This is a genomic window from Variovorax sp. YR634, from assembly GCF_900106655.1.
Lineage (GTDB): Bacteria > Pseudomonadota > Gammaproteobacteria > Burkholderiales > Burkholderiaceae_C > Variovorax.
Genome location: NZ_FNOL01000007.1, coordinates 19476 through 44663 on the forward strand (window position 1 = coordinate 19476; position 25188 = coordinate 44663).

Genomic DNA, 25188 nt, shown 5'->3' on the forward strand with positions numbered 1-25188 from the left:
ACGCAAGCCATGGGCCACCCCTGCTGTCCGCTTTACCTGAGAGATTCGCCCCACGATCGGGGTTTGCTCCTTCGGTGGGCCGATGGGCAGTTTTCACTGCAACGGCCTCTCTCCAGCAAGGAAACGCCGGTGTTCACCGGCGCCTTGTCAGTCCTTTTGCCTGAGCGTTCGGGAAACCCCTGCGCCTTCGGCGGCCCCGGCACGCGGGGCTCTCTCCTGACCCTGGCGAGTGTAGTGGATCGCGCGGGGCAGGGGTTTTGCGTCAGTGGATGATTTCGGCCGGCGGCAGCAGCTTGTCGATGCGCTCGCGCAGCGATTCGGCCCGTTCCACCCCTGCGGTTTTCTCGATCTCGGTGAGCATCAGCGCGGCGATGGTCAGCATCGCCTCGCGGTCGCGGGCCTCGCGCAGGGCGTCGCGCATCTGCAGCGCGAATTTCGGGTCGCGCCGCACGAACATGCGCTCGCAGATGTCGAACAGGAACATGCGCGTGGTGGCCAGCGAGCGCTTGCCGTCGAAGGTGTCGGCCGAGGTGGTGGCGACCTGGATCGGCTCGGCGGCGGCGATAGGCGCGGGCCGGGCGGGGGCTGCTATCGGTGCGGGCGCCGGTGCCGCAGCAGCAGCCTGCGGGGCCTGCAGGTAGCCCCGCTGCACCAGCGCCTGGATCGCCTGTTCGGCTTCGACCCGGTTGGAGAACAGCGGACTGAAGTCGGTCAGCGAGCGCCGGCCATCGGCCATCAGCAGCAGGGCGCGCTCACGCTGGCTGAGCGTGCGCTGTCCGCCCTGGAGTTCGTCGCGCGCCTTGTCGGTCTTGGTGGGAAACATGGCAGCCACAGCTTTCGGGAATCGAGGGCTGCAGCATCGTTGCAAGTGGTGACATCTTCATGAACCGTTTGCCTTACAGGGGCAATCGCGGCCGGCCTTCAGCCCGCGCTTTCCTTGCGTATGAGCCACTGGTTGCCCACGCGCTGCAATTCCAGCGTCTTGCGGCTCTTCTCGCGCAGCTTGTCGGCGCTGTAGGTCTGTTGAAAGCTCGCGCTGGCCGCCTGCCCCTGGACGCTGATGACCAGGCTGTCGATGCTCACGCTGATGGTCGTCTTGTCGGTAATGCGCGCGCGGCGGTCCGCCTCCCAGGCCTTGCGGTCCTGGCCTCGGGGCGGCGTGAAGTCGGGTGCATAGGCGGCCAGGTAGCGCACCACGTCCCGGGCTGACCAGGCCGCGGCCCAGGCGCGCACGGCGGCTTCGACTTCGCGGATGCTGGAGGCGGGATCGGCCGGCGCTGCTGCCGATACGGGGGCTGGTACCGCGGCGGGCATTGCGGGCGGGGCGCCGAAGGCAGCCGGAGCCAGCAAGGCGCCGCCCAGCAGGCAGCTCAGGAATCGATTCATGGCGCAGTCCCCTCCTTGTCGGTTGTCGGCCCTTGGCCCGTCGCCCGATTCTGGCAGTGAACATCCGCCGATTCACCGGGCCGATCAGGCCCCGGAGCCCAGGCCGTTACTTGAACCCGAGCACGTGCGGCAGCCACGTACTCAGCGCGGGCACGAAGGTCAGGATGACCAGCACAGCCCCATGCGCCCAAAGGAACGGCACCAGTTCCTTCACCAGCGCCGACATCGGCACCTTCGACACGTTGCAGGTCACGAACAGCAGTCCGCCCACCGGCGGCGTGATCATGCCCAGCGTGAGGTTGAAGATCACGATCATCGCGAAGTGCACCGGGTCCACGCCCAGCTTGATGGCCACCGGCGCGAGGATCGGCGCCAGCACCATCACGCCCGGCAGCGGCTCGATGAAGATGCCGAACAGCAGCAGGAACACGTTGACGATGATCAGGAACATCCACGGCGAGAGGTTCATGCTGATGAGCCATTCGGCCATCTGCTGCGGAATGCCCTCGATGGTCAGCACCCACGCGAACGAGGCCGACAGCCCGATGATGATCAGCACCGAAGCCGACAGCAACGCCGAGCGCGAGAGTATGTCGGGCAGCATCTTCCACTCGAGCGTGCGGTAGACGAACTTGCCGCACACCAGCGCATAGAACACCGCCACCACCGAGGCCTCGGTCGGCGTGAACCAGCCGGCGCGCATGCCGCCCAGGATCACCACCGGCAGCAGGATCGCGGGAATCGCCTTCCAGGTCGTGACCAGGATCTCGCGCAGCGGAGGCGTTTGCCCGTCGCCCTTGTAGTTGCGCTTTTTCGAGACGTAGAAGTTCACGACGCACATCGCCACCGCGATCAGGATGCCCGGCATGATGCCGGCCGCGAACAGCGTGCCGACCGATACGCTCTCGTCCTGCAGCGCGTAGATGATCATGATGATCGAGGGGGGGATGATCGGCCCGACGATGGCGGTCGAGGCCGTGAGCGCCGCCGCGTACGAGCGGTCGTAGCCGGCCTTGTCCATCATCTTGATGAGCATCGACCCCGGCCCCGCCGCGTCGGCCAGCGCCGAGCCCGAGATGCCCGAAAAGAAGGTCAGCGACACCACGTTGGTGTAGCCCAGCCCGCCGCGTCGGTGGCCCACGAACTGGCCTGCGAAGCGCAGCAGCACCTCGGTGAGCGAGCCGCCGCTCATGAGTTCGGCCGCAAGAATGAAGAAGGGCACCGCCATCAGCGGAAAGCTGTCGATGCCGGTGAAGGTTTCCTTCAGCAGCACCATCAGCGGGTAGTTCTCCGCAAGGATCAGCGTGGTAACGGTGGAGAGGCCCAGCGCAAAGGCCACCGGCACGCCGATGGCCAGGAAAATGCAGGCGGAAACGATCAGAACAATGCTTGCGTCCATGGTCGTTCTCCTTACAGCGACGCCGAGGCGTTGGCGTCGAAGTGCGCGTCGGACGCGAACTCCCTGCGCAGCACGTAGCCGCGCACCACCAGCAGCCAGTGCACGATCAACAAGATGCCGCCGAACAGCATCGCGCTGTAGATGTAGGCGAACGGAATCTGAGTCACGGCAGTGAGCTGGAACATCGTGCGTTCCATGTACAGCCAGCCGTACCAGACCATGAAACCGAAGAATGCGAACAGCAGCCCGGCGACGACGATGCGCACCGCGACGGCCGCGCTGCGGGGCAAGGCGTCCTGCAGGTTCTCGACCGCGATGTGCCCGCCGTAGCGCAGCACCGGCCCGGCGCCCAGGAAGGTGAGCCAGATCATCATGTGGCGCGACACCTCCTCGGCCCATTCGAGCGACTGGCTCGTGGTGTAGCGCAGCACGACGTTGGTGAAGATGATGACCGACATGGCGGCCAGCAGAAGAATCAGCGCCCAGCGGTTGGCGGCGAGAAAGTAGCGCTCGAAGGCTTGCACTTTGTGTTGTTCTCTGTTCTGTCTGAAAAACGAAGCGCCCGGCGCACGCATGCGTGCCGGGCGCGTTGCCGGAGAGCCGGCCGTGGCGGCTCAGGGCTTACTTGACGTCCGTGATCTTCTTGATGTTGTCCGCGCCGAATTCCTTGGCGTAGCTCACGTAGGCGGGCTTCAGCGCCTCGCGGAAGGCGGCGCCGTCGACGGTGCGCGTGACCTTCATGCCGTCTTTCTCGAGCTGGGCAATGCCGTTGTTCTCGTCGTCGTTGACTTTCTTGCGCTGGGCAATGGCGGCCTTCTTCGCGGCTTCGGTGAACACCTTCTTGTCGGCGTCAGACAGCTTGTTCCACACCTTCGGCGACAGCAGAAGCAGCGCCGGCGAGTACACGTGGCCCGTGAGCGAGAGGTGCTTTTGCACCTGCGAGAACTTCGACGACAGGATCACCGGAATCGGGTTCTCCTGCCCGTCGACCGTGCCTTGCTGCAGCGCGCCGAACAGTTCAGGGAAAGCCATGGGCGTGGGCAGGATGCCGAAGGTGCGGTAGCCGTCCATGTGCACCTTGTTTTCCATGGTGCGCATCTTCAGGCCGGCCGCGTCGCTGGGCTTGACGATGTCGCGCTTGCTGTTCGTCATGTGGCGAAAGCCGTTCTCCGTCCAGGCCAGCGCGATGATGCCCTTGCTCGGGAACTTGGTCAGGATGTCCTGGCCGATGGGGCCGTCCATGACTTTGCGCGCATGGTCGTAGTCGCGGAACAGGAACGGAATGTCGACGATCTTGACCTCGGGCACGAAGTTGCCCACCGGGCCGGTCGAGGTGTTGACCAGGTCCTGCGTGCCGAGCTGGATGGCCTCGATCTGCTCGCGCTCGCCGCCGAGCGCCGAGTTGGCGAAGTGCTGGCACTTGTAGCGGCCTTGGGTGCCTTTCTCGATTTCTTCGCAGAACACCGTGGAGCCCACGCCGTAGTGCGACTCCTTGGAGGTCGCGTAGCCGATCTTCAGAACGGTCGGTTGCTGCGCGAAGGCGGAAGTGCCCAGGGCAAGCGAAAGGCAGGCGGCGGCGATGTGGCCGAGTTTCATGATGTCTCCGGGGTTGGGGTCAGGTGCGCGTCAGGCGCAACGGACTATGCAACACCCGGGAGCTTTACCGCGTCGGGATTTTCACGGACGTACTCGCGAATGACGGCCTCGAAGTTTTCGTCGGACGTGAGCCCCAGCGCCCTTGCGCGCACGGTATCGATGTGGCCCGGCCAGGTCTTCACGATGCGCTGGATCGTCGGGTCGGGTGTGCGGTCCAGCAGGGCGGTGGCGGCCTTGCCGGCCACGCGCTCCAGCGCCGCGGCCATTTCGCCGACCGTGGTGGCGAGAGAGGGCAGGTTGAGCGCGGTGCGCGGGCCCCACTGCGCATCGCTGGCCTCGGCGGCGCGGATGATGCCTTCGATGGTGCGCGCCGGTGACGCAATGGCGACAGGCGTTGCGTCGGGCACGGGGCAGGCGGCGGGCAACCCGGCCAGCGGCTCGCGGATCATGCCGCTGAAGAAGCCCGAGGCCGCGCCGTTGGGCTTGCCCGGGCGCACGCTCACCGTCATGAGCCGCACGCTGCGCCCGCGCACGAAGCCCTTGCGCGTGAAATCGGCCACCAGCTGTTCACCAATGAATTTCTGGATGCCGTAGCTGGTCTGCGGCGTGGGCAGCGTGTGGTCTTCGATCACCTTCGGCAGCGGCTGCTCGGGCGAATCGCCGAACACTGCGAGCGAACTGGCGAACACCAGCACGGGTTTCGTGCCGAGCGTACGTACTTTTTCGAGCAAGGCATGCGTGGCCGCGAAGTTGCTGCGCATGCCGAGGTCGAAGTCGGCTTCGCATTCACCGCTCACCGCGGCGGCCAGGTGGAAGATGGCATCGGCTTCGCGCCAGACGGTGGCATCTGCGTCAGCGGCGAGCTGTGCGTTCAGGTCGCCCGTCACGGTGGTGATGCGCGCATCGGCCGCGAGGTCGGTGGGAGCGCCCGCGCGGTCGACCAGCGTGATGCGTTCGATGGGCTGGGCCGGTGCGCCGGCCAGCGAAAGCTGGCCTTGCTTCAACAGCGTGCGTGCGAGGCGCGCGCCCAGAAAACCGGCGCCGCCGGTGATGACGATCTGCATGGGTTTTGTCTCCTGTGAGCCGCAAGAATAAGCGAGGCTCACCAGAGCTTGGCGCAGGCGCCGCTCAACACCACATCGGCACTGGGGGCCGCGGGCGAGGCGCTGCGCTCGCGCGTCACGACGAGGCGCGAGACCTTCGACAGAAGTTTCTCGGAGGTGTCGGGCAGCGTCAGCGTGCCAGCGCCGCTCGCCGGCACCGCGCCGATGGCCAAGGGCGCTGCATCGGCGGGCAAGGCCCACAGCACGAGCCGTTCATCGCCCGAAACGGGCAGCGCTGTCGCACCCAGCACCTTCAGCGTGACCGTGCGGCCGTGCCGCAGCGAGCTGACCAGCAATCGGCCCCGGCCGTCGGTGTCGGTGAGCACGCCCACATAGCTTTGCGGCAGCCGCTCGCCCGTACGCATCGCGAGCTGGTCGCTCGTGATGAAGGCGCCGGGCACGGCAAGGAACAACGCACTCGCGGCGATGACGCCCGCCACGAGCCCGCCGAAGCTGAAGCCTGCGGGCCGCAGCCAGCTGGGCCAGCGAGAAGGCCGTGCCTGTCGTGCTTGCTGTGCCTGGGCGGGTTGGGTGCGTGCGGCGATCGCGCGCCAGAGATCGGCCGAAGGCTTGCGCTGCGGCACCGACAGGGCCAACTGCCCGAGCCGCTGCTCCCATTGCGCGACCACGTCGCGCACGTCCGCGCGATCGCGCATCAGTCGCTCGAAGCGCCGCCGTGCGCCGCCCTCGAGCGTGCCCAGTGCGTAGGCCGATGCCAGTGCATCGAGCAGGCGGGCGTCGGTGTATCTCATGGCGCCACCCCCTGTGCGCTCAGGCAGGCACGCAGCTTATCGAGCCCGCGCCGTATCCATGCCTTGACCGTGCCGAGCGGCGCATTCATCTGTGCAGCCACCTCGGTGTGCGACAGGCCCTGGTAGTAGGCCAGCGCCAGGCTCTGGCGGAAGCTGCCGTCGAGCGCAGACATGCAGCCATCGATGCGAAGCGCATGCATGGCCTGGTCGAGCAGCTGCGCAGCGCCGGGGGCCGGGTCGGCTGTCGTGTCAGATCCGGTTTCCGGCTCGCCGTCCGGACCCGTGGCCAGCGGTTGTTCGTGGGTGTTGCGCCGCTTGCGCGCGCGCAGCGCGTCCAGCGCCTTGTTGCGCACGATTGCGATCAGCCAGGTGATGGGCTGGATCTCTTGCCCGTCGACGCTGGAGCGATAGCCGCCCGCGTTTTTCCAGATGCTCACATAGGCCTCTTGCAGCACGTCTTCGGCCGCCTGTTCATTGCCCAACATACGAACCGCGACGCCGAACAGATGCAGGTGCGTGCGTTCGTAGATCTGCGCAAAGCACGCGTGGTCGCCACGGGCCGCGCCAGCGATCAGGTCTTGCAGGCTCATCAGAATATTTCTATTCATGCGGGCGAGTATTGCATCCGTTCCTGCGTGCGTGTCGTTTCTGGAGAAGGGCCGGATGATCCGGTCCGCACTCGTTCGTTTATCTTTTCTTCCTGAACCGGGAAATGCCATGACATTGAAATCGACGCGAATTCTTCCCTCGTGCGCTGCCCTGCTGGGCGCCGCCTTGCTTGCCGCTTGCGCATCGCCAGCCACCGAACTGCCGGCCGCCATCAGGGCATCCGATGGCGAACGCGCCGCCTTCACCTGGCACGCAGTGGGCGTGCAGATCTACGAATGCAAGGCCCGCGCCAACGGCCAGCGCGAGGCCGACATTCCGTGGCTGCTGCTGTCCGCCAAGTCGGCCGGCGGTCCCGGCAAGTTGGCCGATGTCACCGGCGTGCAGCGCATCAATACCCTTGGCGGCAATGCGCCGGCAAAGGGGTGCGAGGCGCAGGCCGATGCGGGCAAGCGCATCCGGCAGGACTACAGCGCGGACTACGTCTTCCTGGTTGCCAGGTAGCCGCATGAAGCGGGCCGGCCGGCCCGCCTCATGCTCAGCTCTTCTTGGCGCCACCGGCCTTGAAGCTCTCGACGGAAGCCTTCAGGTCCTTGTACTCGGGGCAGGCCATGTTGCAGGCCTGGCCCAGCGCGGCAAGACGCTGCTCGGCCTTGGGCAGGTCACCCATCGAGATGTACAGCTCGCCCGAATATTCGAGCGCACCGACGTGTTTCGGATCGATCTTCAGCGCGGCGTCGTAGTACTTCTCCGAGGCGGCCCACTTGCCGGCGCCGGACTTGCGCAGGGTGTAGCCCATGAGGTTGTTCCAGTCGGCATTGCCGGTGTCGTTGACGCGTTCGAGTTCGCTGATGGCTGCAGTCCACTTGCTGTCGGCGATCAGTGCGCGGGCGGCGGACAGCTTGCTGGCAGGCGCGGCCTTGGCGACCGGTGCAGGAGCGGGGGCTGGGTCGGCGGCGAGCGCGTGGCCGGCGGTGACGGTCAGAGCGGCGGCGATGGCGATGCGGTGGAGCAGGGTGTTCATGGCGAAAGATCCTCTTCGATGAATTGAATGGGCTAGCGGACGGCGACGTGCATCGCCGTCCTGATTCCATTTACGCCACGGGTTGCTGAATGGACGCATGGTCAAGGAGAAAAGATGAGAGCCTTTCGCGGACCCGCAGCAGTTGTTCTCGGCAGACAACAGCAGCACTCATCGTGCGAAGGGCGCCGGGTGCTCCCCCGCAGCGAAATAAAGGAGGAGGCCGCAGGCCGGGGGACATTCGCGGAGGGGAGCACCCGGTGGCCTTCGCACACACCCCCGAACGCAAACAGCACCGAAACGAAAAAGCCCTCCGAAGAGGGCTTCTCACACAAGCGCAGAGCGCCTTACATCCCCACGTAGTTCGGCCCGCCACCGCCCTCAGGCGTAACCCACACGATGTTCTGCGTCGGATCCTTGATGTCGCAGGTCTTGCAGTGCACGCAGTTCTGCGCGTTGATCTGCAGGCGCTGCTTGCCGTCTTCCGTGCCGACGAACTCGTACACGCCGGCCGGGCAGTAGCGGCTCTCAGGGCCAGCGAACTTGGCGAGGTTGATGTTGACCGGCACCGTCGCGTCCTTCAGCGTCAGGTGGGCCGGCTGCTGCTCTTCATGGTTCGTGTTGCTGATGAACACGCTGGAGAGACGATCGAAGGTGAGCTTGCCGTCCGGCTTCGGATAGACGATGGGCTTGCACTCCGCCGCGGGCTTCAGGTACTGGTGGTCGGGCTTGTTGCGGTGCAGCGTCCACGGAATGTGGCCCTTGAGCAGCCATTGCTCGATGCCGTTCATGAAAGTTGCAATGCCCAGGCCCTTCTTGAACCAGGCCTTGAAGTTGCGCGCCTTGTTCAGCTCGGCGTGCAGCCAGCTCTTCTCGAAGGCGGCCGGGTAGGCCGTGAGCTCGTCGTGCTGGCGGCCGGCTGTGACCGCGTCGAAGGCGGCCTCGGCGCACAGCATGCCGGTCTTGATGGCGGCGTGGCTGCCCTTGATGCGGCTCACGTTGAGGTAGCCGGCCTCGCAGCCGACCAGTGCGCCGCCCGGGAACACCGTCTTGGGCAGCGACATCAGGCCACCGGCCGTGATGGCGCGCGCGCCGTAGCCGATGCGCTTGGCCGGCTTGATGCCCTTGGCCTCGTCGCCTTCGAGGTACCAGCGGATGTTGGGGTGCAGCTTCCAGCGCTGCATTTCCTCGAACGGGCTCAGGTAAGGGTTGCTGTAGTCCAGGCCCGTGATGAAGCCCATGGTGACCTTGTTGTCCTCCATGTGATAGAGGAAGGCGCCGCCGTAGGTGTTGTTGTCCATCGGCCAGCCGGCGGTGTGCAGCACGAAGCCGGGCTGGTGGCGCTTGGGGTCGATTTCCCAGACTTCCTTCACGCCGAGGCCGTAGGTCTGCGGGTCTTTGCCCGCGTCGAGCTTGTACTTTGCAATCAGCTGGCGGCCCAGGTGGCCGCGCGCGCCTTCGGCGAACACCGTGTACTTGCCCAGCAGCTCCATGCCGAGCTGGAAGTTCTCGGTCGGTTCGCCGTCCTTGCCGACACCCATGTTGCCGGTGGCCACGCCGCGCACCGAACCGTCTTCGTTGTAGAGCACTTCAGCGGCAGGAAAGCCCGGGAAGATCTCGACGCCGAGATTTTCGGCCTGCTGCGCCAGCCACTTGGTGAAGGCGCCCAGGCTGATGATGTAGTTGCCGTGGTTCTGGAAGCAGGCCGGCAGGAAGAGGTTGGGAGTGCGCAGGCTCGACTTCTCGCCCAGGAACACCATCGCGTCGTCTGTCACCGGCTGGTTCAGCGGGGCGCCGAGTTCCTTCCAGTCGGGCAGCAGTTCGTTGAGCGCGCGCGGGTCCATGATGGCGCCCGAGAGGATGTGCGCGCCGGGCTCCGAGCCTTTTTCGAGCACCACGACCGAGATCTCTTTTTCGTGTTGCGCGGCGAGTTGCTTGAGCCGGATCGCGGTCGAGAGGCCGGCCGGGCCGCCACCGACCACGACCACGTCGTATTCCATGGCTTCGCGAGGGCCGAACTGGGCGAGGATTTCGTCGTGGGTCATGTGGGTTGGGTCGATAATGATTTTTCGAGGCGCGGGGCTTCCCGGGTTGCGGGGCATTTTATGCGGCGTCCACGGGCGGTCCGTGTCACTCGTGGGCGGGGCGCTTGGGCGTCACCTGCGCGACTCCACAGGATTCAGTTCATGGCTTACAGCATCGATCTTTCCGGCCGCGTGGCCTTCGTCACCGGCGCCTCCAGCGGGCTCGGCGCCCAGTTCGCGAAAACCCTGGCTCGTGCGGGCGCCGCTGTGGTGCTGGCCAGCCGCCGCGTCGAGAAGCTCAAGGAGCTGCGCGCACGCATCGAAGGCGAGGGCGGCGACGCCCACGTGGTCGAGCTCGACGTGACCGACATCGGCAGCATCAAGGCGGCGGTAGCGCGTGCCGAGACCGAGGTGGGCGCCATCGACATCCTGGTCAACAACTCGGGCGTGAGCACCACACAGCGCCTGCAGGACGTGACTCCCGACGACTACGACTACATCTTCGACACCAACGTGAAGGGCTCCTTCTTCGTGGCGCAAGAGGTCGGCAAGCGCATGCTGGCGCGCGCCCAGGGCACGGCGCCTGGCACCTACATCGGTGGGCGCATCATCAATATTGCGTCGGCGGCGGCGCTCAAGGTCATGCCGCAGATCGGCACGTACTGCATGAGCAAGATCGCCGTGGTGCAGATGACCAAGGCCATGGCGCTCGAATGGGGTCGCTTCGGCATCAACGTGAACGCGCTGTGCCCGGGCTACATCACAACCGAGCTCAACGAGGAACACTGGAGCACCGAAGGCGGCGCCAAGCTGGTCAACATGCTGCCGCGCAAGCGCGTGGGCAAGCCCGAAGACCTGGACGGCCTGATCGTGCTGCTGGCCAGCGGCCAGAGCCACTTCGTGAACGGCGCCGTCATCGCGGCCGACGACGGGTTCTCGCTCTGAGTCCGCGGGCTTGGGTCGGCATTGCGGCCGGGCTGGCCGCGGGTGCGCTCTGGGGCTTGACCTTCGTGGCACCGCGCATGGTGGGTCACTTCGGCATGGTGGACATCACGGCCTCGCGCTTCGCGGTGTTCGGAGCGGTCTCGGCGCTGGCCGTGTTCGCGCGGCCGGCTGCAGTGCGCTGGCCGAACGGGCGGCAGGCGCTCGCGGCGCTGGGGCTCAGCGTGCTGGGCTTTACCGGCTACTACCTGCTGCTGGCCTTCGGCATCGAGGCGGCGGGCACCGAGGTACCCAGCCTCATCATCGGCACGATCCCTGTCTGGATGATGCTGCTGGGCCGGCCCGTCGGCCTGCGGATGCGCGCGCTGCTGCCGGGGCTGCTGCTCACGGGCGCGGGCATCGCGCTGATGATCTATGGCGCATGGTCCGCGCAGCACGGCGCAGGCAGTGGCGGTGCCCGCTTCGGCTGGGGCATCGCGCTGGCGCTGGCCGCAATGGCAAGCTGGACGGTGTACGGCCTGCTCAATGCCGTCTGGCTGCAGCGCCACACCGAGCTCAACGCAACCGACTGGGCCAACTGGCTCGGCGTGGCGACCGGCCTGGGCGCCTTGCTGCTGTGGGGCGTTGCGGGCAGCGACGTGGCGACGCTGCAGGCGCAGCCCGACGGCATGCTGTTCGTGTGGATCGCGCTGGCGAGCGGCTTCGGCTCGTCGTGGCTGGCCACTATCCTCTGGAACGTCGCGAGCCAGCGCCTGTCCGCCAGCCTGTGCGGCCAGCTGATCGTCAGCGAGACGCTGTTCGCGCTGTTCTATTCCTTCGTCTGGGACGGCCGCTGGCCGCAGGCCGCCGAGTGGGCGGCGGCGCTGCTGTTCGTGCTGGGCATCCTCGCATCCATCAAGGCGCACCGATGAGAATCGAAATCCCCGAAAAGAAAAAGCTCGTGTATGAAACGTCGATCCCGATCCGATGGGGCGACATGGATGCAATGGGCCATCTGAACAACGGCACCTACTTTCGCTACCTCGAAACCGCGCGCATCGACTGGATGCACTCCATCGGCTTCGAGCCCGAGCCTGGCGGCGAGGGCATGGTGATCGTCAACGCCTTCTGCAATTTTTACCGCCAGATCGAATACCCGGGCAACGTGCTGCTCAAGATGTACGTGAGCGACCCCGGCCGCACCACCTTCGAGAGCTGGGGCACCATGGCCCGCGAGGAAGAGCCCGGCGTGATCTGCGCAGCTGGCGGCGCGACCACCATCTGGGTCGACTTCCCGAAGCAGAAGGCGCTGGCGCTGCCCGATTGGCTGCGCGCGCTGGTGAGCGAGTGAACGGCGGTCCGATGAAGCGGAAGCTCCTGGCGTTAACGCTCCTGGCATTGCTTGTCACCGGCAGCCACGCCCAGATAGGCCTACCCGGCAAGAACGAATGCGCAGCCAATGCGCCGTACGCGAGCGCCGAGGCGCTGAAGAAGGCAGGGCTTGAACTCCCCGCATTCAAGCGCTATTGCTACACCGACAAGTCGGGCAGCTACGTCTTGCTGCTCGGCGAAAAGCAGGACGAGCCATACGCCGGGGAACTGCTGTCCTCGGCCATCCAGGCCTCGCTCTACAAGGTGGGCGGCGACAACACCTTGACCCGTGAATGGTCGATCCGCGACTTCGCCAACAAGGACGAGGCCGGCGTCAACTTTCGCTCGAAGCTCATCGAACTCGCGGACATCGACGGCGACGGGCTGGTCGACCCGATCCTCGTGTATCGCTTCTTCAACCCCGTCGACTCCGATCACATCGACAACGACGACTACGTGGGGCGCATCAAGATCGTCGCTTTCCATCTGGGCCGCAAGGCGACGATCCACGCCATCACCGGTCATCTGGACGGCGATCGCAAGACCACCGCCAATGACAACTACTTTGCGTTGCCCAAGCCGGTGCAGCGGCATCTCGTGAAGAAGATGAAGGCGATGTACGACGCCGGGCAGTTCGGCTTCGACAACTCCTACGACTTTGCGCCGAAGCGGGAAACCGCCCGCCGCTGAGGAGGCTCAGGCCGGCCGCAGCACGACGCGCGCCTCGAAGCCGTGCGCCGCGCCTAGGGGCGGCGACGAGAGTTCGAGCTTCGCGCCGTGCTTCTCGACGATGGTGCCCACGATCGAAATGCCCAGGCCATAGCCCGCGCGGTCGGAGCTGTGGCGCACGTGGCGCTCGCGCAGGGTTTCGAGCTGCGCGGGGGTAACGCCGTGGCCGGTGTCGCGCACGGCCAGGGTGCAAGGCGACATCACCTCGATGACGACGCGGCCGCCGCCGTAGCGCAGCGCGTTCTCCACCAGGTTGCGCAGGGCAATTGCGAGAGCATCGACGTCGCCGAGGGCCAGTGGCACGACGCTGTCGGGTACCTTGAGCATGAGTCGCTCGGCATTCTGCGGGTCTTGCCAGAACTCCTGCGCCACGGTGCCTGCAAGCTGCACCAGGTCGACCCGCGTGCGCGCGAGCGAGGCGCCCGATTCCGCGCGCGACAGCTGCAGCAGCTTTTCGGTGCGATGGCTGAGAGTGTGCAGCGCATCGAGCGCGGCCTGCACGTCGTTACGCTGCAGGTCGTGCTCCAGCGCGGTCTGCAGCCGCAGGCGGGCGGCGGCGAGCGGCGTGCGCAGCTCGTGCGCGGCATTGGCCGCCAGGGCGCGCTCCACGTCGAGCGAGTGAGACAGCCGCTCCAGCAGCCGGTTGACGTGATCGCCGACAGTGCGCAACTCCTTGGGCAACCCGCCGGGCAGGGCGATCGGGCTCAGGTCGGCGCCGCTGCGCTTCTCGATCTCGCCGGCCAGATCCTGCAGCACCCGCAGCTCGGTGCGCGCCACGTTGCGCAACACCAGCGCAAGCAGCGGCAGCACTGCGCCGAGCGGAATGATCAGGCCGAAGAGCGTGCGGTTGAGGGCGTGGCGGCGTTCGTCGAGCGGGTCCGCCACCTGGAAGAACAGGCCCAGCGTCGGGTGTCGCACGGTGTAGATGCGCCAGGTCGGGTTGTTCGCGAAGCCGGCGGCCAGCGGCACGTCGAAGGTGTCCGCGGGCGCCTCGGCGGAGCGCAGCATCACATGCTCGTGCAGATCGACGATCTGGTAGATCACCGCGTCTTCCGAGAACAGCTGCTTGGGCGCGATCAGCGGTTCGCGCGGCGGCTCCTGGCCCGGGTGCTGCAGCTTTTCCAGTTCCTGCACCGCCATCGCGAACATGCGGTGCGAGACCTCGACCAGTTCGTTGTCGAAGTTGTGGTTGATCTCGCGGTCCACATACCAGACCACGGCGAACACGCACAACAGCCACACGCCGCCGACCCAGATGATCAGGGTGCGGGTCAGCCGGCCGGCGAGCGAGTCGCGGCCGGCCGCGAAGCTGGAGGCACTCATTCGTCGTCGTCCGCGGAGAACGACAGCCGGTAGCCGAGGCCGCGCAGTGTCTGGATGTGGCTGCGTCCGAGCTTGCGCCGCAGGCGGCTGATGAAGACCTCTAGCGTGTTGCTGTCGGCCTCGTCGCCGAAGCCGTACAGCGCGTCGGCGAGGTTCTCGCGCGTGTGGATGCGCTCGGGCCGCGTGGCCATGACGCGCAGCAGCGCCCATTCCTTCTGCGTCAGCGTGATCGGCGAGCCGTCCTTGCGCACCATGTCGTGCGCCAGGTCGATCTCGAGCGTGCCGAGGTGCAGCACCGGCGAGCTGCTGGAGCTGCGGCGCCGCTCGACCGCACGCAGGCGTGCAAGCAGTTCGGCAGGGTCGTAGGGCTTGATGAGGTAGTCGTCGGCGCCGGCGTCCAGGCCGCGGATGCGGTCTGTTACCTGGTCGCGGGCCGTCAGCACGATGACTATGGGGCGCTCGGGCAGGGCGCGCACCTGCGGCAGCAGCGAGAGGCCGTCTCCGTCGCCCAGATGCAGGTCGAGCAGCACGGCTGCGTACTGCACCGAGAGCAGGGCGCCGCGCGCGTCGGCCAGGCTGGGCGCCACGTCGACCACGAAAGCCTTGGCCAACAGATAGCTGCAGACGGCATCTGCCAATGCACTGTCATCTTCGACCAGCAATATGCGCACGCATGTCTTTCCAAGAAAAATTGCAGTCTAGCGTCACCGAGTTGCACCGGGCCTTTCAGTCAGGTTCGGTTCATCTTGCTTCAGGCTCGGTTCATTCCGCAAACGTAGGCTCGCGACTGTTTTTCAGTCCTGCCTTCGTCCATGACTCGCTTTCCCAATTTTCGTCTGGGGGTTCTGACCCTTATCGCACTGGTTGCACTGATGGCGTGGGACGCGACGGGCGGGGATCTGATGCTGGCGCGCATGGCAGGGTCCCACATCGGGTTTCCCCTGCGCGACAGCCCCTTCATGGTTCATGTGATGCATGAGGGCGCCCGCGACCTCAGCTGGGTGCTCGTGATCACGCTGTTCGCCGCGATCCGCTGGCCCTTCGGCCTGCTGCGCCGCCTGAGCACCGGTAGCCGCGTGCAGTTGGCCCTGACCGTGCTGCTCTCGGTGATTGCGGTCAGCCTGCTCAAGCATGCCAGCCACACCAGCTGCCCCTGGGACCTGCAGGAGTTCGGCGGTATGGCGCGCTACGTGTCGCACTGGTCGTGGGGCGTCGACGACGGCGGGCCCGGCGGGTGCTTCCCGGCCGGCCATGCTTCGGCGGCCTTTGCCTATGTGGGTGGGTATTTCGTGCTGCGCCGGGTGTCGTCCCGCGCTGCAGCAATCTGGCTGGGGGCGGCGATGGTTGCAGGGCTCGTGCTGGGTGTGTCACAGCAGCTGCGCGGCGCCCACTACATGAGCCACACGCTCTGGACGGCCTGGGTCTGCTGGGTTGTGGGCTTCGCCATCGAGGTGGCGGTAACGCGCTTCGGTTCGCGCGCATTGAGACCGGCGGTGCCCGCACATGCAGGACCTTGATTTCGCGCTGTTCAGGCTGATCAACGCGGGCATGTCGGTACCGGCATGGAGCCTGGGCTTCGCAGAGTTCTCCTCCAACCTGCTGCCTGCTCTGTTGACGCTCGGCATCGGGGTCTGCGCATTGTTCAGCCGGCGCTGGCGCTATGCGCTGTTCACGGTGCTGATGAGCGTGCTGGCCGTGTGGCTGATCGTGAACATGATCCGCACGGTGGCGCCGATTCCCCGGCCTGCGTTCTATGGCCTGGGCATCCAGTGGGTTCCGCAGGGCGTGCGGCCCGGTTTCCCGAGCCTGCATGCGGCCGGCACCTTTGCCGCGGCCTTTGCGCTCTGGTGCCTGCCTTCTCGCTGGCCCATGCTGGCGGCGCTACTGGTGGCCGCCGTGGTGGCGTGGAGCCGGGTGTACCTGGGCCTGCATTTCCCCTCCGACATCGTGGCGGCGGCGATGCTGGGTGCGCTGGTGTCGATCGTGGTGGAACGCGGCGTGAGCCGGCCGCTGAGCCTGGCCGTTTCCAGCGGTGCTTTCGTGACGCGGCAGCGGGCGAGGATGAGGATGCTGAGGATGCGCAGGGCCAGCCTGAACACTGACTGAATAGTCAGTTCAGGCTCCCTTCAGGCGGGTTCGTTACATTCGCCGCATGTCTGTTTCGCGAATCGCTCCCGCCCCATTGCAGCGGGTGGGTACTTCTGACTCCAAAACGCCACACTCGCCTGCCTCCGGCAGCCCGTGGGTGCGCTTCAATCTCTGGCTGGAGCGGCCGCGTTCGGCCGCCGTGGTCGTCCTGTGGCTCAGCCTCTACCTCGTCCTGACCACCAACTGGCCGCTGTGGAACGAGTTGGCCCGCATCGGTGGTGCGCCGAGCACCTACATGTCGACCATCGTGGTCATGAGCCTGCTCACGCTGTGCGGCTCGGCGGCCATGCTGTCGCTCACAGCCTGGTCACGCTGGATGAAGCCGCTGTGGCTCGCCGTGGTCGTGCTGGCCGCGGTGGTGCAGCACTACATGCTCGAGTACCGCGTGGTGATGGACCCGACCATGATCGCCAACGCGCTGCAGACCGACCCGAACGAGGCGCGCGACCTGCTGAGCTGGCGCATGGCCTTCAACGTGGGCGTGGTGGTGCTGCCTGCGGCCTGGTTGCTGTGGCGGGTGCGCGTCGCGCCGATGGGCATCCTGTCGAAGCTATGGCGCAACGTGGCGCTGCTGCTGCTGTCGGTGGTCGTGGCGCTCGGCGCGGCGGTGTCCATGAACCGCGAGCTGGCGCCGCTGATGCGCAACAACGTTCATCTGCGCTACATGATGAACCCCATCGCAACCCTCTATTCCACGGGTTCGCTGCTCATCAAGCCGCTGTTCAAGCGTAGCGGCAAGCTGATTCCGATCACCGCCGGCACGGCGCTGGGGGCGAGCTATGCGGCCCAGACCAAGCCGCCGCTGTTCGTGGTGGTGGTGGGCGAGACGGCCCGCGCCGACCACTTCGCCCTCAACGGCTATGCGCGCGACACCACGCCCGAGCTGGCCAAGCGCGGCGTGCTGAGCTACCGCGACGTGCATTCCTGCGGCACCAATACGCTGGCCTCGGTACCGTGCATGTTCTCGCCGCTGGGCAAGCAGGGCTACGAATCGCGCAAGGACGACTACGAGAACCTGGTCGACGTGCTGCAGGCCGCCGGGCTGGCCGTGTTCTGGCTCGACAACCAGGCTGGCTGCAAGGACGTCTGCACCCGCATTCCGAACGCCTCGGCCTTCGACGGCCTCGATGCCGCCACGAAGAAGGCTCTGTGCGACGGCGACGAATGCCTCGACGACGTGATGCTCAAGGGCCTGGACGAGCGCATCGCCGCATTGCCGGCCGAGCGCCGCGCCAAGGGCATCGTGCTGGTGATGCACCAGATGGGCAGCCACGGCCCGGCCTACTACAAGCGCTCGGCGGCCGATGTGAAGCGCTTCCTGCCCGAGTGCAAGACCAATGCGCTGGCCGAGTGCGGCCACGCCGAGTTGATGAACGTGTACGACAACTCGATCGTGCAGACCGACCGCTTCCTCGGCCAGACCATCGACTGGCTCAAGGCGCAATCGAAGCAGTACGACCCGGCCATGCTGTACGTGAGCGACCACGGCGAGTCGCTCGGCGAGTACGGCCTGTTCCTGCACGGTGTGCCCTACAGCTTCGCGCCTGAGGCGCAGAAGCACGTGCCCATGGTCACGTGGTTCAGCGAAGGCATGAGCGAGCGGCGCAAGCTCTCGCGCTCGTGCATGGAGGCGGGGCTCGATGCGCCGCTCACGCACGATAACCTGTATCACACGGTGCTTGGCGTGATGGACGTGACCACGCCCACCTACAAGCCGGCACTGGACGCCCTCGCATCCTGCCGCGCGAAGGCCTGAGCGGGCCCGGCTACTTCTTCTCGCGGGGCAACCGCCCCATGAGGAAGAACTCGTTGTTCGGCTGCATGCCGCTGAAGCTGGCCAGGCGGTTGCTCAGGCCGAAGAAGGCGGTGATGGCCGCGATGTCCCAGATGTCCTCGTCGTCGAAGCCGTGGGCGTGCAGCGGCGGAAAGTCGCTGTCGTCGATCTCGTGCGAGCGGTCGCAGACCTTCATCGCAAAGTCGAGCATCGCGCGCTGGCGCGGCGTGATGTCGGCCTTGCGGTAGTTCACCGCCACCTGGTCGGCCACCAGCGGCTTCTTCTCGTAGATGCGCAGCAGCGCGCCGTGCGCCACCACGCAGTACAGGCACTGGTTGGCCGCGCTGGTGGTGGTGACGATCATCTCGCGGTCGCCCTTGGTGAGCGAGCCTTCTTCCTTGAGCATGAGCGCGTCGTGGTACGCGAAGAACGCGCGCCACTCGGCGGGGCGGCGCGCGAGGCCGAGGAACACATTGGGCACGAAGCCGGCCTTTTCCTGCACGGCGAGGATCGCGGTGCGGATGTCCTCGGGCAGGTCTTTCAGTTCGGCAAGAGGGTAGCGGGCCGTTGTCATGTTGTCTCCTGGTGTTCGATGCCAGGATCATAGGCAACCGCCCGCGGTGCGCCGCGTTTACTTCAGCGCCTTGCCCTGTGCTGCGCCCAGCGGCGTGTGCAGTTGCGAGGGTACCCACGAGCCCGTATTGTCGTCGCGCCCCTGCAGCAGGTAGCGCGTGTCGGCCTTGCCGTAGTTCTGCACTGCCATGGCCGAGAACTTGCCGATGTCGGTCTTCGGGTCGCGCAGGCGATTGACGATCAGCACCTTCTTCGTGTCTGCAAAGTCGGCCATCATGTTCTGGTCGCCTTCGCTGTCGCCGGCCACGAAGCTCGGGCCGTAGCCGTACTTGCTGACCAGGAAGCGCTGGATGTTCTTCGTCTTGCCCGGGCCCTGCGTCTGGTCGTAGCCGCGGCGGAACTCGGGCTGGATCACGCCGCTGGCATCGCGCTCCAGCTCCATCGCGAGCACGCGCTCGGGCGGGTTGTTGTAGCCGAAAGCGGGATTCGACGAGATCTCTTTGATCACATCGACGAACGATGCCGAGCACACCCACACGTCGAAGCCCGCGTTGCGGAAGGCGGCATACAGCTCCTGCATTTCGGGCTGCAGGCGCAGGCCGTTCTTCCAGCTCACCGAGACCACGCCCGCGCGACCCGGCAGCGCGGTGGGCGAAGTCCACTTGACCTTGGCGACCGGCTCCTTCAGCTGCCATGCCACCGTGTCGGCCGTGAGCTTGCGCACCTGCGCCTCGGTCATGCCGGCGAAGAGGTACGTGACCCACGGGTAGGCCGTGTCGTGGTCGAAGGTGTCGCCGATGGCTTCGTACAGGTAGCGCACCTTGGTGGTGAATGCGCCGTAGTGCGGGCTCAGTGCCACCACGGCCAGCGACTGGTCGCCCTTCAGGCCCTTGTAGTTCTGGTAGAGCCAGGTGTAGCTCGCGACGATGTCGGGCACCACGCGGTCGATGTTCACCGGTTGGCCGGCCGCGTTGTTGTACGCGGGCAGGAAGTCTTTCTTCGGGATGTTCTTGCGCAGCGCCACTTCGAGCTGCGCGGGCGTGACACCGAAGACGAGGTTCTCGAGCTGGTAGATGAGCGAGGCCTCTTCGATGTCGAGGAAGACGCTGGTGTTGTCCCAGTCGAACACCACGTACGGCCGCTTCGCGGCGTTGTAGCCCGGGCTGCCCTTGCCGAGGCTGGCGATCAGGCCCTCGATCTGCGCGCGGTTGAAGGCGTCCCAGTGGCCGGGCGAAAGGGCCGGCCCCGCGGAGGACGACAGGCTGGCACAGCCGGCCGCAGCCATCGCAGCGGCAATTGGCGAGAGAAGAAGGAGGCGACGTTGCATTGCTTTTTTCCTGTTTGAGTGCATGCGTTGGACAAAAAAAGACGATGACGAGCGTACGAAGCGCTCGTGACAGTTCCGGCGTTGCCGCTTGTGGGTTGTGCTCAGCGCGCGAGCGATGGCGCCTGGCGCTGTTCAAGCACCGCGAGATCGCTCTCGTCCTTGAGCCCGATGCCGGTCAGTCCCCTGCGCAGGGACTCTCGCATCAGCCATGCCAGCTTGAACGCGGCCACTTCGTAGGGCAGGCCTTCGGGGCGCACGTTCGAGATGCAGTTGCGTTCGGCGTCGTGCCGGCCGCGCTTGGGCGAATGGGTCAGGTAGATGCCGAGGCTGTCGGGCGAGCTGAGGCCCGGGCGCTCGCCGATCAGCATGACCGAGAGCGCCGCGCCGAACAGTTCGCCCACTTCGTCGGCCAGCGCCACGCGCGCCTGCGTGGCGATGACCACGGGGGCAAAGCTCGTGTCGGGCGGCAGGTGCGATCGCAATGCCGCGAGCAGCGGCACGGTATGACGCGCCGCCGCGAGCGAGGAGAGCCCGTCGCCGACCACCACGCAGACATCGCAGCCATAGCGCCGGTCGCCGAGCAGGCGCGTGGCTGCGTCTTCATCGAGCTGGCGGCCGAGATCGGGCCGGCGCAGGTATTCGGTGCGGTCCGCGGCGCGGCTGCGTGCGCGTGCGACTTCCCAGCGTTGCGCGGTCAAGGCGGCTTCGAGCGCATCGACGTCGAGCGCGGCGTGGATCGCGTCGCGCGCCATCGCATGCGCCCATCCGAAGCGCAGTGTCTCGTCGGTCGGCATGCCGGCGCCGGCGCGGCCCAGTGCCAGCCGCGCGGGCGTGGCCGAGCGCCATTGCGCCCAGGGGTTGGGGGTGACCGGTGAATCGCTCATGACGCGAGTGCGGACAGCCCGCTCATGTCGGCCAGCAGCCGGTTGGAAGAGGGCGGTGCCAGCTGGCCGGCCGCATTGGTGATCTGCATGCGCTGCAGCCACGCTTCGAACTCCGGCGCACGCTTCAGGCCCAGTGTTTCGCGCAGGAACAGTGCGTCGTGGAAAGAGGTGCTCTGGTAGTTGAGCATCACATCGTCCGCGCCCGGGATGCCCATGATGAAGTTGATGCCCGCCGTGCCCAGCAGCACGAGCAGCGTGTCCATGTCGTCCTGGTCGGCCTCGGCGTGATTGGTGTAGCAGATGTCGCAGCCGATGGGCAGGCCCAGCAGCTTGCCGCAGAAGTGGTCCTCGAGCCCGGCGCGGATGATCTGCTTGCCGTCGTACAGATACTCCGGCCCGATGAAGCCGACGACAGTGTTGATGAGAAAGGGCTTGTAGCGCCGCGCCAGCGCATAGGCGCGCGCCTCGCAGGTCTGTTGGTCGACGCCGAAGTTGGCGTTGGCCGAGAGCGCGCTGCCCTGGCCGGTCTCGAAGTACATGACGTTGTCGCCAATGGTGCCGCGCTTGAGCGACAGCGCCGCCGCGTAGGCCTCGTCGAGCAGCTCGGGCGTCACGCCGAAGGAGAGGTTCGCCTTCTCGGTGCCTGCAATCGACTGGAACACCAGGTCCACCGGTGCGCCGGCTTCGGCCAGCTTGAGCGTGTTGGTCACGTGCGTGAGCACGCAGCTTTGCGTGGGAATCTCGAAGCGCTGGATCACCTCGTCGAGCATGCGCAGCAACTGGCCAAGCACCGGCATGCTGTCCGAGGCCGGGTTGAGGCCGATCACCGCATCGCCCGCGCCGTAGAGCAGGCCGTCGAGCGTGGAGGCCGCCACGCCGCGCAGGTCGTCGGTCGGGTGGTTGGGCTGCAGGCGCACGGCCAGGTGGCCGGGCAGGCCGACGGTGTCGCGAAAGCGCGTGACCACGCTGCACTTTTTTGCGACCGACACCAGGTCCTGGTTGCGCATGATCTTGGACACGGCCGCAACCATCTCGGGCGTGAGGCCCGGCGCAAGCGTGGTGAGCGTGGCGGTGGTGGCAGCCTCGGACAGCAGCCAGTTTCGGAAGTCGCCGACCGTGAGGTGCGACACCGGTGCGAAGGCCTGCGCGTCGTGGCTGTCGATGATGAGGCGCGTGATGTTGTCGCTCTCGTACGGAATCAGCGCTTCGGTGAGGAACTGCTTGAGCGGCGTGTCGGCCAGCACGTGGCGCGCGGCCATGCGCTGCTGCGCGGTGGCCGCGCCGATGCCCGCGAGGTAGTCGCCCGAGCGCGCAGGGCTTGCGAAGGCCATGACCTGCCGCAGGTCTTCGAAGGCGAAGACCTGGTCGGCGATGGTGGTGCGATACAGCATCTTTCTTCGGGTGTCAGGCGGAGGTCGTCGAAGAAGACAGCATCTCGTCGGGCGCGGCCGCTTTGCGCTGCGCCGATGTCAGCAGGAAGTAGCCGTACGCCGCGGCCATCAGCACGATGAACAGCAGCGTGAGCATGCCGTTGAACCACACCATCGCACCCAGGCACACCACGCCGAGCCCGAGCGCGATGGCCGGGAAGACCGGGTAGAAGGGCGCGCGGTAGGTGCGCAGCAGGTTCGGCTCGGTGCGGCGCAGCTTGAACAGCGCGGCCATCGAGATCAGGTACATCACGATGGCGCCGAGCACCGCCATGGTCACGATGTTGGCAGTGAGCGTCTGGCCGCCGAACTGCACCCACTCGTCGCTGAAGATGGCAATGACGCCGATCACGCCGCCGGCCAGCAGCGCGCGGTGCGGTGTGTCGAAGCGCGGGCTCAGGCCGGCGAAGTAGCGCGGCAGGTAACCGGCGCGCGCCAGCGCGAAGATCTGGCGCGAGTAGCCCATGATGATTCCGTGGAACGAAGCGATCAGCCCGAAGAGGCCGATCCACACCAGCATGTGCAGCCAGCCACTGTTGTCGCCCACCACCGCCTTCATGGCCTGTGGCAGCGGGTCGTTGATGTTGGCGAGCTTGCGCCAGTCGCCCACGCCGCCCGCGAAGATCATCACGCCGAAGGCCAGCACCACCAGCGTGACGATGCCCGTGGTATAGGCGATGGGAATGGTGCGGTGCGGGTCGCGCGCCTCTTCGGCGGCCATGGCCGCGCCCTCGATGGCGAGGAAGAACCAGATCGCGAACGGTATGGAGGCGAAGATGCCCGAGATGGCCGCGCCGTTCAGCACGCTGCCACCAGCCCAGCCGTTGGCCACGAAGTTGGCCATGGTCCAGCCCGGCGTGACCACGCCCATGAATACCAGCAGCTCGACGATGGCCAGCACCGTCACGAACAACTCGAAGGCCGCCGCTATGCCCACGCCGACCCAGTTGAGCGCGATGAAGATCACGTACGCGCCCAGGGCGAACCACTTCGGGTTGATGCCCGGGAACTGCACGTTGAGGTACGCGCCGATGGCCAGCGCGATGGCCGGCGGCGCGAAGACGAATTCGATCAGCGTCGCAAAGCCCGCGACAAAACCGCCGTTGGGTCCGAAGGCGCGCCGCGCATAAGCAAAAGGACCACCCGCATGCGGAATGGCTGTGGAGAGCTCGGTGAAGCTGAAGATGAAGGTGGTGTACATCGTGGCCACCAGCACCGTGGCAACCAGGAAGCCGAGCGTGCCGGCCGTGTTCCAGCCGTAGCTCCAACCAAAGTACTCACCCGAGATGACGAGGCCCACCGCAATGCCCCAGAGTTGCACGGGGCCGAGCACTTTCTTGAGATGGCCGGTGCCTGTGTGGGCCGGCGCTGCTGCGCCAGTGCTGGCTTCGGTGGAGTTCATGCGGCTTCCTCTCTGCGTGAATGTTGACAGTGCACATTCAGCAAAGCAAGGGCCGTTCCAACGAGGCCGGCATGGGCCGATATGGGCCGATATGGGCCGCTGGCCATAATCGGGGCCTCTCAACCTTCGAGGTGTTTTGTGAAGTCTCTTTTCTGTGCCGCTCTCGTGTCCGTCTTTGCAATGCCCGCCGCGTTCGCGCAATCTGCGCCCGTGACCACGCCAAGCGGCCTGATCTACCAGTCGATCAAGGAAGGCACCGGCGCTTCGCCTGCGGCCACCGACGTGGTCAAGGTTCACTACCGCGGCACCTTCCCCGACACGGGCAAGGAATTCGACAGCTCCTACAAGCGCGGCGAACCCACCGAGTTCCCGCTCAACGGCGTGATCCCGTGCTGGACCGAAGGCGTGCAGAAGATGAAGCCCGGCGGCAAGGCCAAGCTGACCTGCCCACCGTCGATTGCCTACGGTTCGCGCGGCGCCGGCGGCGTGATTCCGCCGAACGCCACGCTGAATTTCGAAGTGGAGCTGGTGTCCGTCACCAAGCGCTGATCGTCAGATCTGCGCCATGCCGCCGTCGACGAATAACTCGACGCCGTTGACGAAGCTGCTGTCGTCGGAGGCCAGGAACACCACGGCCTTGGCGATTTCGTCAGGCGTGCCGACCCGGCCCAGCGGGATGTTCTGGGTTTGTCCCTCGACGAAGCCTTGCACCTGTTCCGCCGTGAGGCCCAGCAGGTCGTAGGCGGGGGTCGGCACCACGCCCGGGCTCACGGCGTTCACGCGAATGCCGGCGTCCTTCAGGTCCACCGTCCAGCTGCGCGCAAAGCTGCGCACCGCCGCCTTGGTCGCGCTGTAGACGCTGAAGGCCGGGTTGCCCTTGATGCTGGTGATCGATGCGTTGAGCACGATCGACGAGCCCTCGGGCATCAGCGGCAACGCCTTCTGCACCGTGAAGAGCAGGCCGCGCACGTTGGTGCCGAAGATCTTGTCGAAGTGTTCCTCGGTGATCTGCCCCAGCGGCAGCAGGCTGCCGCCGCCCGCGTTGGCGAACAGCACGTCGAGGCGGCCTTTCTCCTGCTTGATGGCAGCGTAGAGCCGGTCGAGGTCTTCGAGCTTCGACACGTCGCCGAGCACGCCGGTCACGTTGCGCCCGATGGCTTTCACGGCCGCGTCGAGTTCGGCCTTGCGGCGGCCGGTGATGAACACGTGCGCGCCTTCGGCCACGAAGCGTTGCGCGGTGGCCAGGCCGATGCCGCTGGTGCCGCCGGTGACGAGGGCGATCTTGTCGTCGAGCTTGAGGGTCATGGTTTCTTCCTTGGTGGTTGCTGCAATGCAGCGTTGTCGATGGAAGGAAGTTTGGGCGCGACCCTCACGCGGACCAAGACGGCGCGCGGGATTTGTTTGTTTCCGGATCACTAA

The 25188-nt window shown here is 66.3% G+C and carries 27 protein-coding genes and 2 riboswitches; of the genes, 9 read left to right on the top strand and 18 right to left on the bottom strand.

Annotated features, from left to right (window positions below; all coding sequences use genetic code 11):
• Window positions 1–13 precede the first annotated feature (13 nt).
• Window positions 14–126, bottom strand: a riboswitch (glycine riboswitch).
• Between the two features lie 12 nt (window positions 127–138).
• A riboswitch (glycine riboswitch) is annotated at window positions 139–229 on the bottom strand.
• Between the two features lie 33 nt (window positions 230–262).
• The 8 genes from BLV60_RS14320 to BLV60_RS14355 all read right to left on the bottom strand — a co-directional run bounded on the left by BLV60_RS14320 (window position 263) and on the right by BLV60_RS14355 (window position 6826).
• Window positions 263–823, bottom strand: a complete 561-nt coding sequence (locus BLV60_RS14320) for a hypothetical protein (protein WP_093055559.1) — start codon at window positions 821–823, stop codon at window positions 263–265.
• 98 nt (window positions 824–921) lie between these two features.
• The gene (locus BLV60_RS14325) at window positions 922–1386 is read right to left on the bottom strand and encodes a L,D-transpeptidase Cds6 family protein (RefSeq protein WP_093055561.1); all 465 of its coding nucleotides are present in this window, start codon (window positions 1384–1386) and stop codon (window positions 922–924) included.
• A gap of 106 nt (window positions 1387–1492) precedes the next feature.
• Complete coding sequence (locus tag BLV60_RS14330) at window positions 1493–2785, bottom strand: TRAP transporter large permease (protein ID WP_093055563.1); 1293 nt, start codon at window positions 2783–2785, stop codon at window positions 1493–1495.
• An 11-nt stretch (window positions 2786–2796) separates the two neighbouring features.
• Window positions 2797–3309 (bottom strand): TRAP transporter small permease, encoded by a 513-nt coding sequence (locus tag BLV60_RS14335; RefSeq protein ID WP_093055565.1) that lies wholly within the window; start codon window positions 3307–3309, stop codon window positions 2797–2799.
• Window positions 3310–3406: 97 nt separating this feature from the next.
• Window positions 3407–4381, bottom strand: coding sequence for a TRAP transporter substrate-binding protein (locus BLV60_RS14340; RefSeq protein WP_093055567.1), 975 nt, complete (start codon window positions 4379–4381; stop codon window positions 3407–3409).
• 44 nt (window positions 4382–4425) lie between these two features.
• On the bottom strand, window positions 4426–5445 hold the full coding sequence (denD, locus tag BLV60_RS14345; protein WP_093055569.1) for a D-erythronate dehydrogenase: 1020 nt from the start codon (window positions 5443–5445) through the stop codon (window positions 4426–4428).
• A gap of 38 nt (window positions 5446–5483) precedes the next feature.
• Window positions 5484–6236: an anti-sigma factor gene (locus BLV60_RS14350; RefSeq protein ID WP_093055571.1), complete on the bottom strand. Its 753-nt coding sequence runs from the start codon at window positions 6234–6236 to the stop codon at window positions 5484–5486.
• Window positions 6233–6826: an RNA polymerase sigma factor gene (locus tag BLV60_RS14355; RefSeq protein ID WP_256329079.1), complete on the bottom strand. Its 594-nt coding sequence runs from the start codon at window positions 6824–6826 to the stop codon at window positions 6233–6235. Before BLV60_RS14355 ends, BLV60_RS14350 begins: the two co-directional genes overlap by 4 nt.
• A 127-nt stretch (window positions 6827–6953) precedes the next feature.
• Here BLV60_RS14355 and BLV60_RS14360 point away from each other — a divergent pair, with 127 nt between their 5' ends.
• Entirely contained in the window at window positions 6954–7346 is a 393-nt protein-coding gene (locus BLV60_RS14360) for a DUF3455 domain-containing protein (RefSeq protein WP_093055575.1), read from the top strand.
• A 34-nt stretch (window positions 7347–7380) separates the two neighbouring features.
• On the opposite strand, the gene BLV60_RS14365 is transcribed toward BLV60_RS14360, so the two are convergent.
• Entirely contained in the window at window positions 7381–7866 is a 486-nt protein-coding gene (locus tag BLV60_RS14365; RefSeq protein ID WP_093055577.1) for a tetratricopeptide repeat protein, read from the bottom strand.
• Between the two features lie 344 nt (window positions 7867–8210).
• Entirely contained in the window at window positions 8211–9908 is a 1698-nt protein-coding gene (locus BLV60_RS14370; protein ID WP_093055579.1) for an electron transfer flavoprotein-ubiquinone oxidoreductase, read from the bottom strand.
• A gap of 141 nt (window positions 9909–10049) precedes the next feature.
• Here BLV60_RS14370 and BLV60_RS14375 point away from each other — a divergent pair, with 141 nt between their 5' ends.
• From BLV60_RS14375 to BLV60_RS14390, 4 genes are read left to right on the top strand one after another with little or no spacing between them, the layout of a single operon-like run.
• Complete coding sequence (locus BLV60_RS14375) at window positions 10050–10832, top strand: SDR family oxidoreductase (protein WP_093055581.1); 783 nt, start codon at window positions 10050–10052, stop codon at window positions 10830–10832.
• 20 nt (window positions 10833–10852) lie between these two features.
• Window positions 10853–11740 carry a DMT family transporter gene (locus tag BLV60_RS14380; protein WP_256329140.1) on the top strand — a complete coding sequence of 296 codons (888 nt, stop codon included), beginning with the start codon at window positions 10853–10855 and terminating at the stop codon, window positions 11738–11740.
• A complete protein-coding gene (locus tag BLV60_RS14385; protein ID WP_093055583.1) occupies window positions 11737–12159 on the top strand; it encodes an acyl-CoA thioesterase in 423 nt (140 codons plus the stop codon). Before BLV60_RS14380 ends, BLV60_RS14385 begins: the two co-directional genes overlap by 4 nt.
• Before the next feature lie 11 nt (window positions 12160–12170).
• The gene (locus BLV60_RS14390; protein ID WP_093055585.1) at window positions 12171–12869 is read left to right on the top strand and encodes a M949_RS01915 family surface polysaccharide biosynthesis protein; all 699 of its coding nucleotides are present in this window, start codon (window positions 12171–12173) and stop codon (window positions 12867–12869) included.
• Window positions 12870–12875: 6 nt separating this feature from the next.
• Here BLV60_RS14390 and BLV60_RS14395 read toward each other — a convergent pair whose 3' ends face one another.
• Window positions 12876–14231 carry a sensor histidine kinase gene (locus BLV60_RS14395; protein WP_093055587.1) on the bottom strand — a complete coding sequence of 452 codons (1356 nt, stop codon included), beginning with the start codon at window positions 14229–14231 and terminating at the stop codon, window positions 12876–12878.
• Window positions 14228–14902 carry a response regulator transcription factor gene (locus tag BLV60_RS14400; protein ID WP_093055589.1) on the bottom strand — a complete coding sequence of 225 codons (675 nt, stop codon included), beginning with the start codon at window positions 14900–14902 and terminating at the stop codon, window positions 14228–14230. The genes BLV60_RS14395 and BLV60_RS14400 overlap by 4 nt, the downstream gene beginning before the upstream one ends.
• A gap of 141 nt (window positions 14903–15043) precedes the next feature.
• Between BLV60_RS14400 and BLV60_RS14405 the strand changes: the two genes are divergently transcribed.
• The 3 genes from BLV60_RS14405 to BLV60_RS14415 are packed head-to-tail and all read left to right on the top strand — an operon-like array spanning window position 15044 to window position 18135.
• Window positions 15044–15748, top strand: coding sequence for a phosphatase PAP2 family protein (locus tag BLV60_RS14405; RefSeq protein WP_093055591.1), 705 nt, complete (start codon window positions 15044–15046; stop codon window positions 15746–15748).
• Window positions 15735–16337, top strand: a complete 603-nt coding sequence (locus tag BLV60_RS14410) for a phosphatase PAP2 family protein (RefSeq protein WP_093055593.1) — start codon at window positions 15735–15737, stop codon at window positions 16335–16337. Before BLV60_RS14405 ends, BLV60_RS14410 begins: the two co-directional genes overlap by 14 nt.
• A 46-nt stretch (window positions 16338–16383) precedes the next feature.
• The gene (locus tag BLV60_RS14415) at window positions 16384–18135 is read left to right on the top strand and encodes a phosphoethanolamine transferase (RefSeq protein ID WP_093055595.1); all 1752 of its coding nucleotides are present in this window, start codon (window positions 16384–16386) and stop codon (window positions 18133–18135) included.
• Between the two features lie 10 nt (window positions 18136–18145).
• Here the strand turns inward: BLV60_RS14415 and BLV60_RS14420 are convergent, their stop codons facing one another.
• The 5 genes from BLV60_RS14420 to eat all read right to left on the bottom strand — a co-directional run bounded on the left by BLV60_RS14420 (window position 18146) and on the right by eat (window position 23769).
• Window positions 18146–18727, bottom strand: a complete 582-nt coding sequence (locus BLV60_RS14420; protein WP_093055598.1) for a peroxidase-related enzyme — start codon at window positions 18725–18727, stop codon at window positions 18146–18148.
• A gap of 57 nt (window positions 18728–18784) precedes the next feature.
• Window positions 18785–20053 carry an HAD family hydrolase gene (locus tag BLV60_RS14425; RefSeq protein WP_093055600.1) on the bottom strand — a complete coding sequence of 423 codons (1269 nt, stop codon included), beginning with the start codon at window positions 20051–20053 and terminating at the stop codon, window positions 18785–18787.
• Window positions 20054–20154: 101 nt separating this feature from the next.
• Window positions 20155–20937 carry an ethanolamine ammonia-lyase subunit EutC gene (gene eutC, locus BLV60_RS14430; RefSeq protein ID WP_093055602.1) on the bottom strand — a complete coding sequence of 261 codons (783 nt, stop codon included), beginning with the start codon at window positions 20935–20937 and terminating at the stop codon, window positions 20155–20157.
• A complete protein-coding gene (locus BLV60_RS14435; RefSeq protein WP_093055603.1) occupies window positions 20934–22328 on the bottom strand; it encodes an ethanolamine ammonia-lyase subunit EutB in 1395 nt (464 codons plus the stop codon). Before BLV60_RS14435 ends, eutC begins: the two co-directional genes overlap by 4 nt.
• Before the next feature lie 13 nt (window positions 22329–22341).
• Window positions 22342–23769, bottom strand: a complete 1428-nt coding sequence (gene eat / locus BLV60_RS14440; protein ID WP_093055605.1) for an ethanolamine permease — start codon at window positions 23767–23769, stop codon at window positions 22342–22344.
• A 180-nt stretch (window positions 23770–23949) separates the two neighbouring features.
• On the opposite strand from eat, the gene BLV60_RS14445 reads away from it, so the two are divergent.
• A complete protein-coding gene (locus BLV60_RS14445; protein ID WP_176928807.1) occupies window positions 23950–24318 on the top strand; it encodes an FKBP-type peptidyl-prolyl cis-trans isomerase in 369 nt (122 codons plus the stop codon).
• A gap of 3 nt (window positions 24319–24321) precedes the next feature.
• On the opposite strand, the gene BLV60_RS14450 is transcribed toward BLV60_RS14445, so the two are convergent.
• Window positions 24322–25074 carry a glucose 1-dehydrogenase gene (locus BLV60_RS14450; protein WP_093055609.1) on the bottom strand — a complete coding sequence of 251 codons (753 nt, stop codon included), beginning with the start codon at window positions 25072–25074 and terminating at the stop codon, window positions 24322–24324.
• Window positions 25075–25188 lie beyond the last annotated feature (114 nt).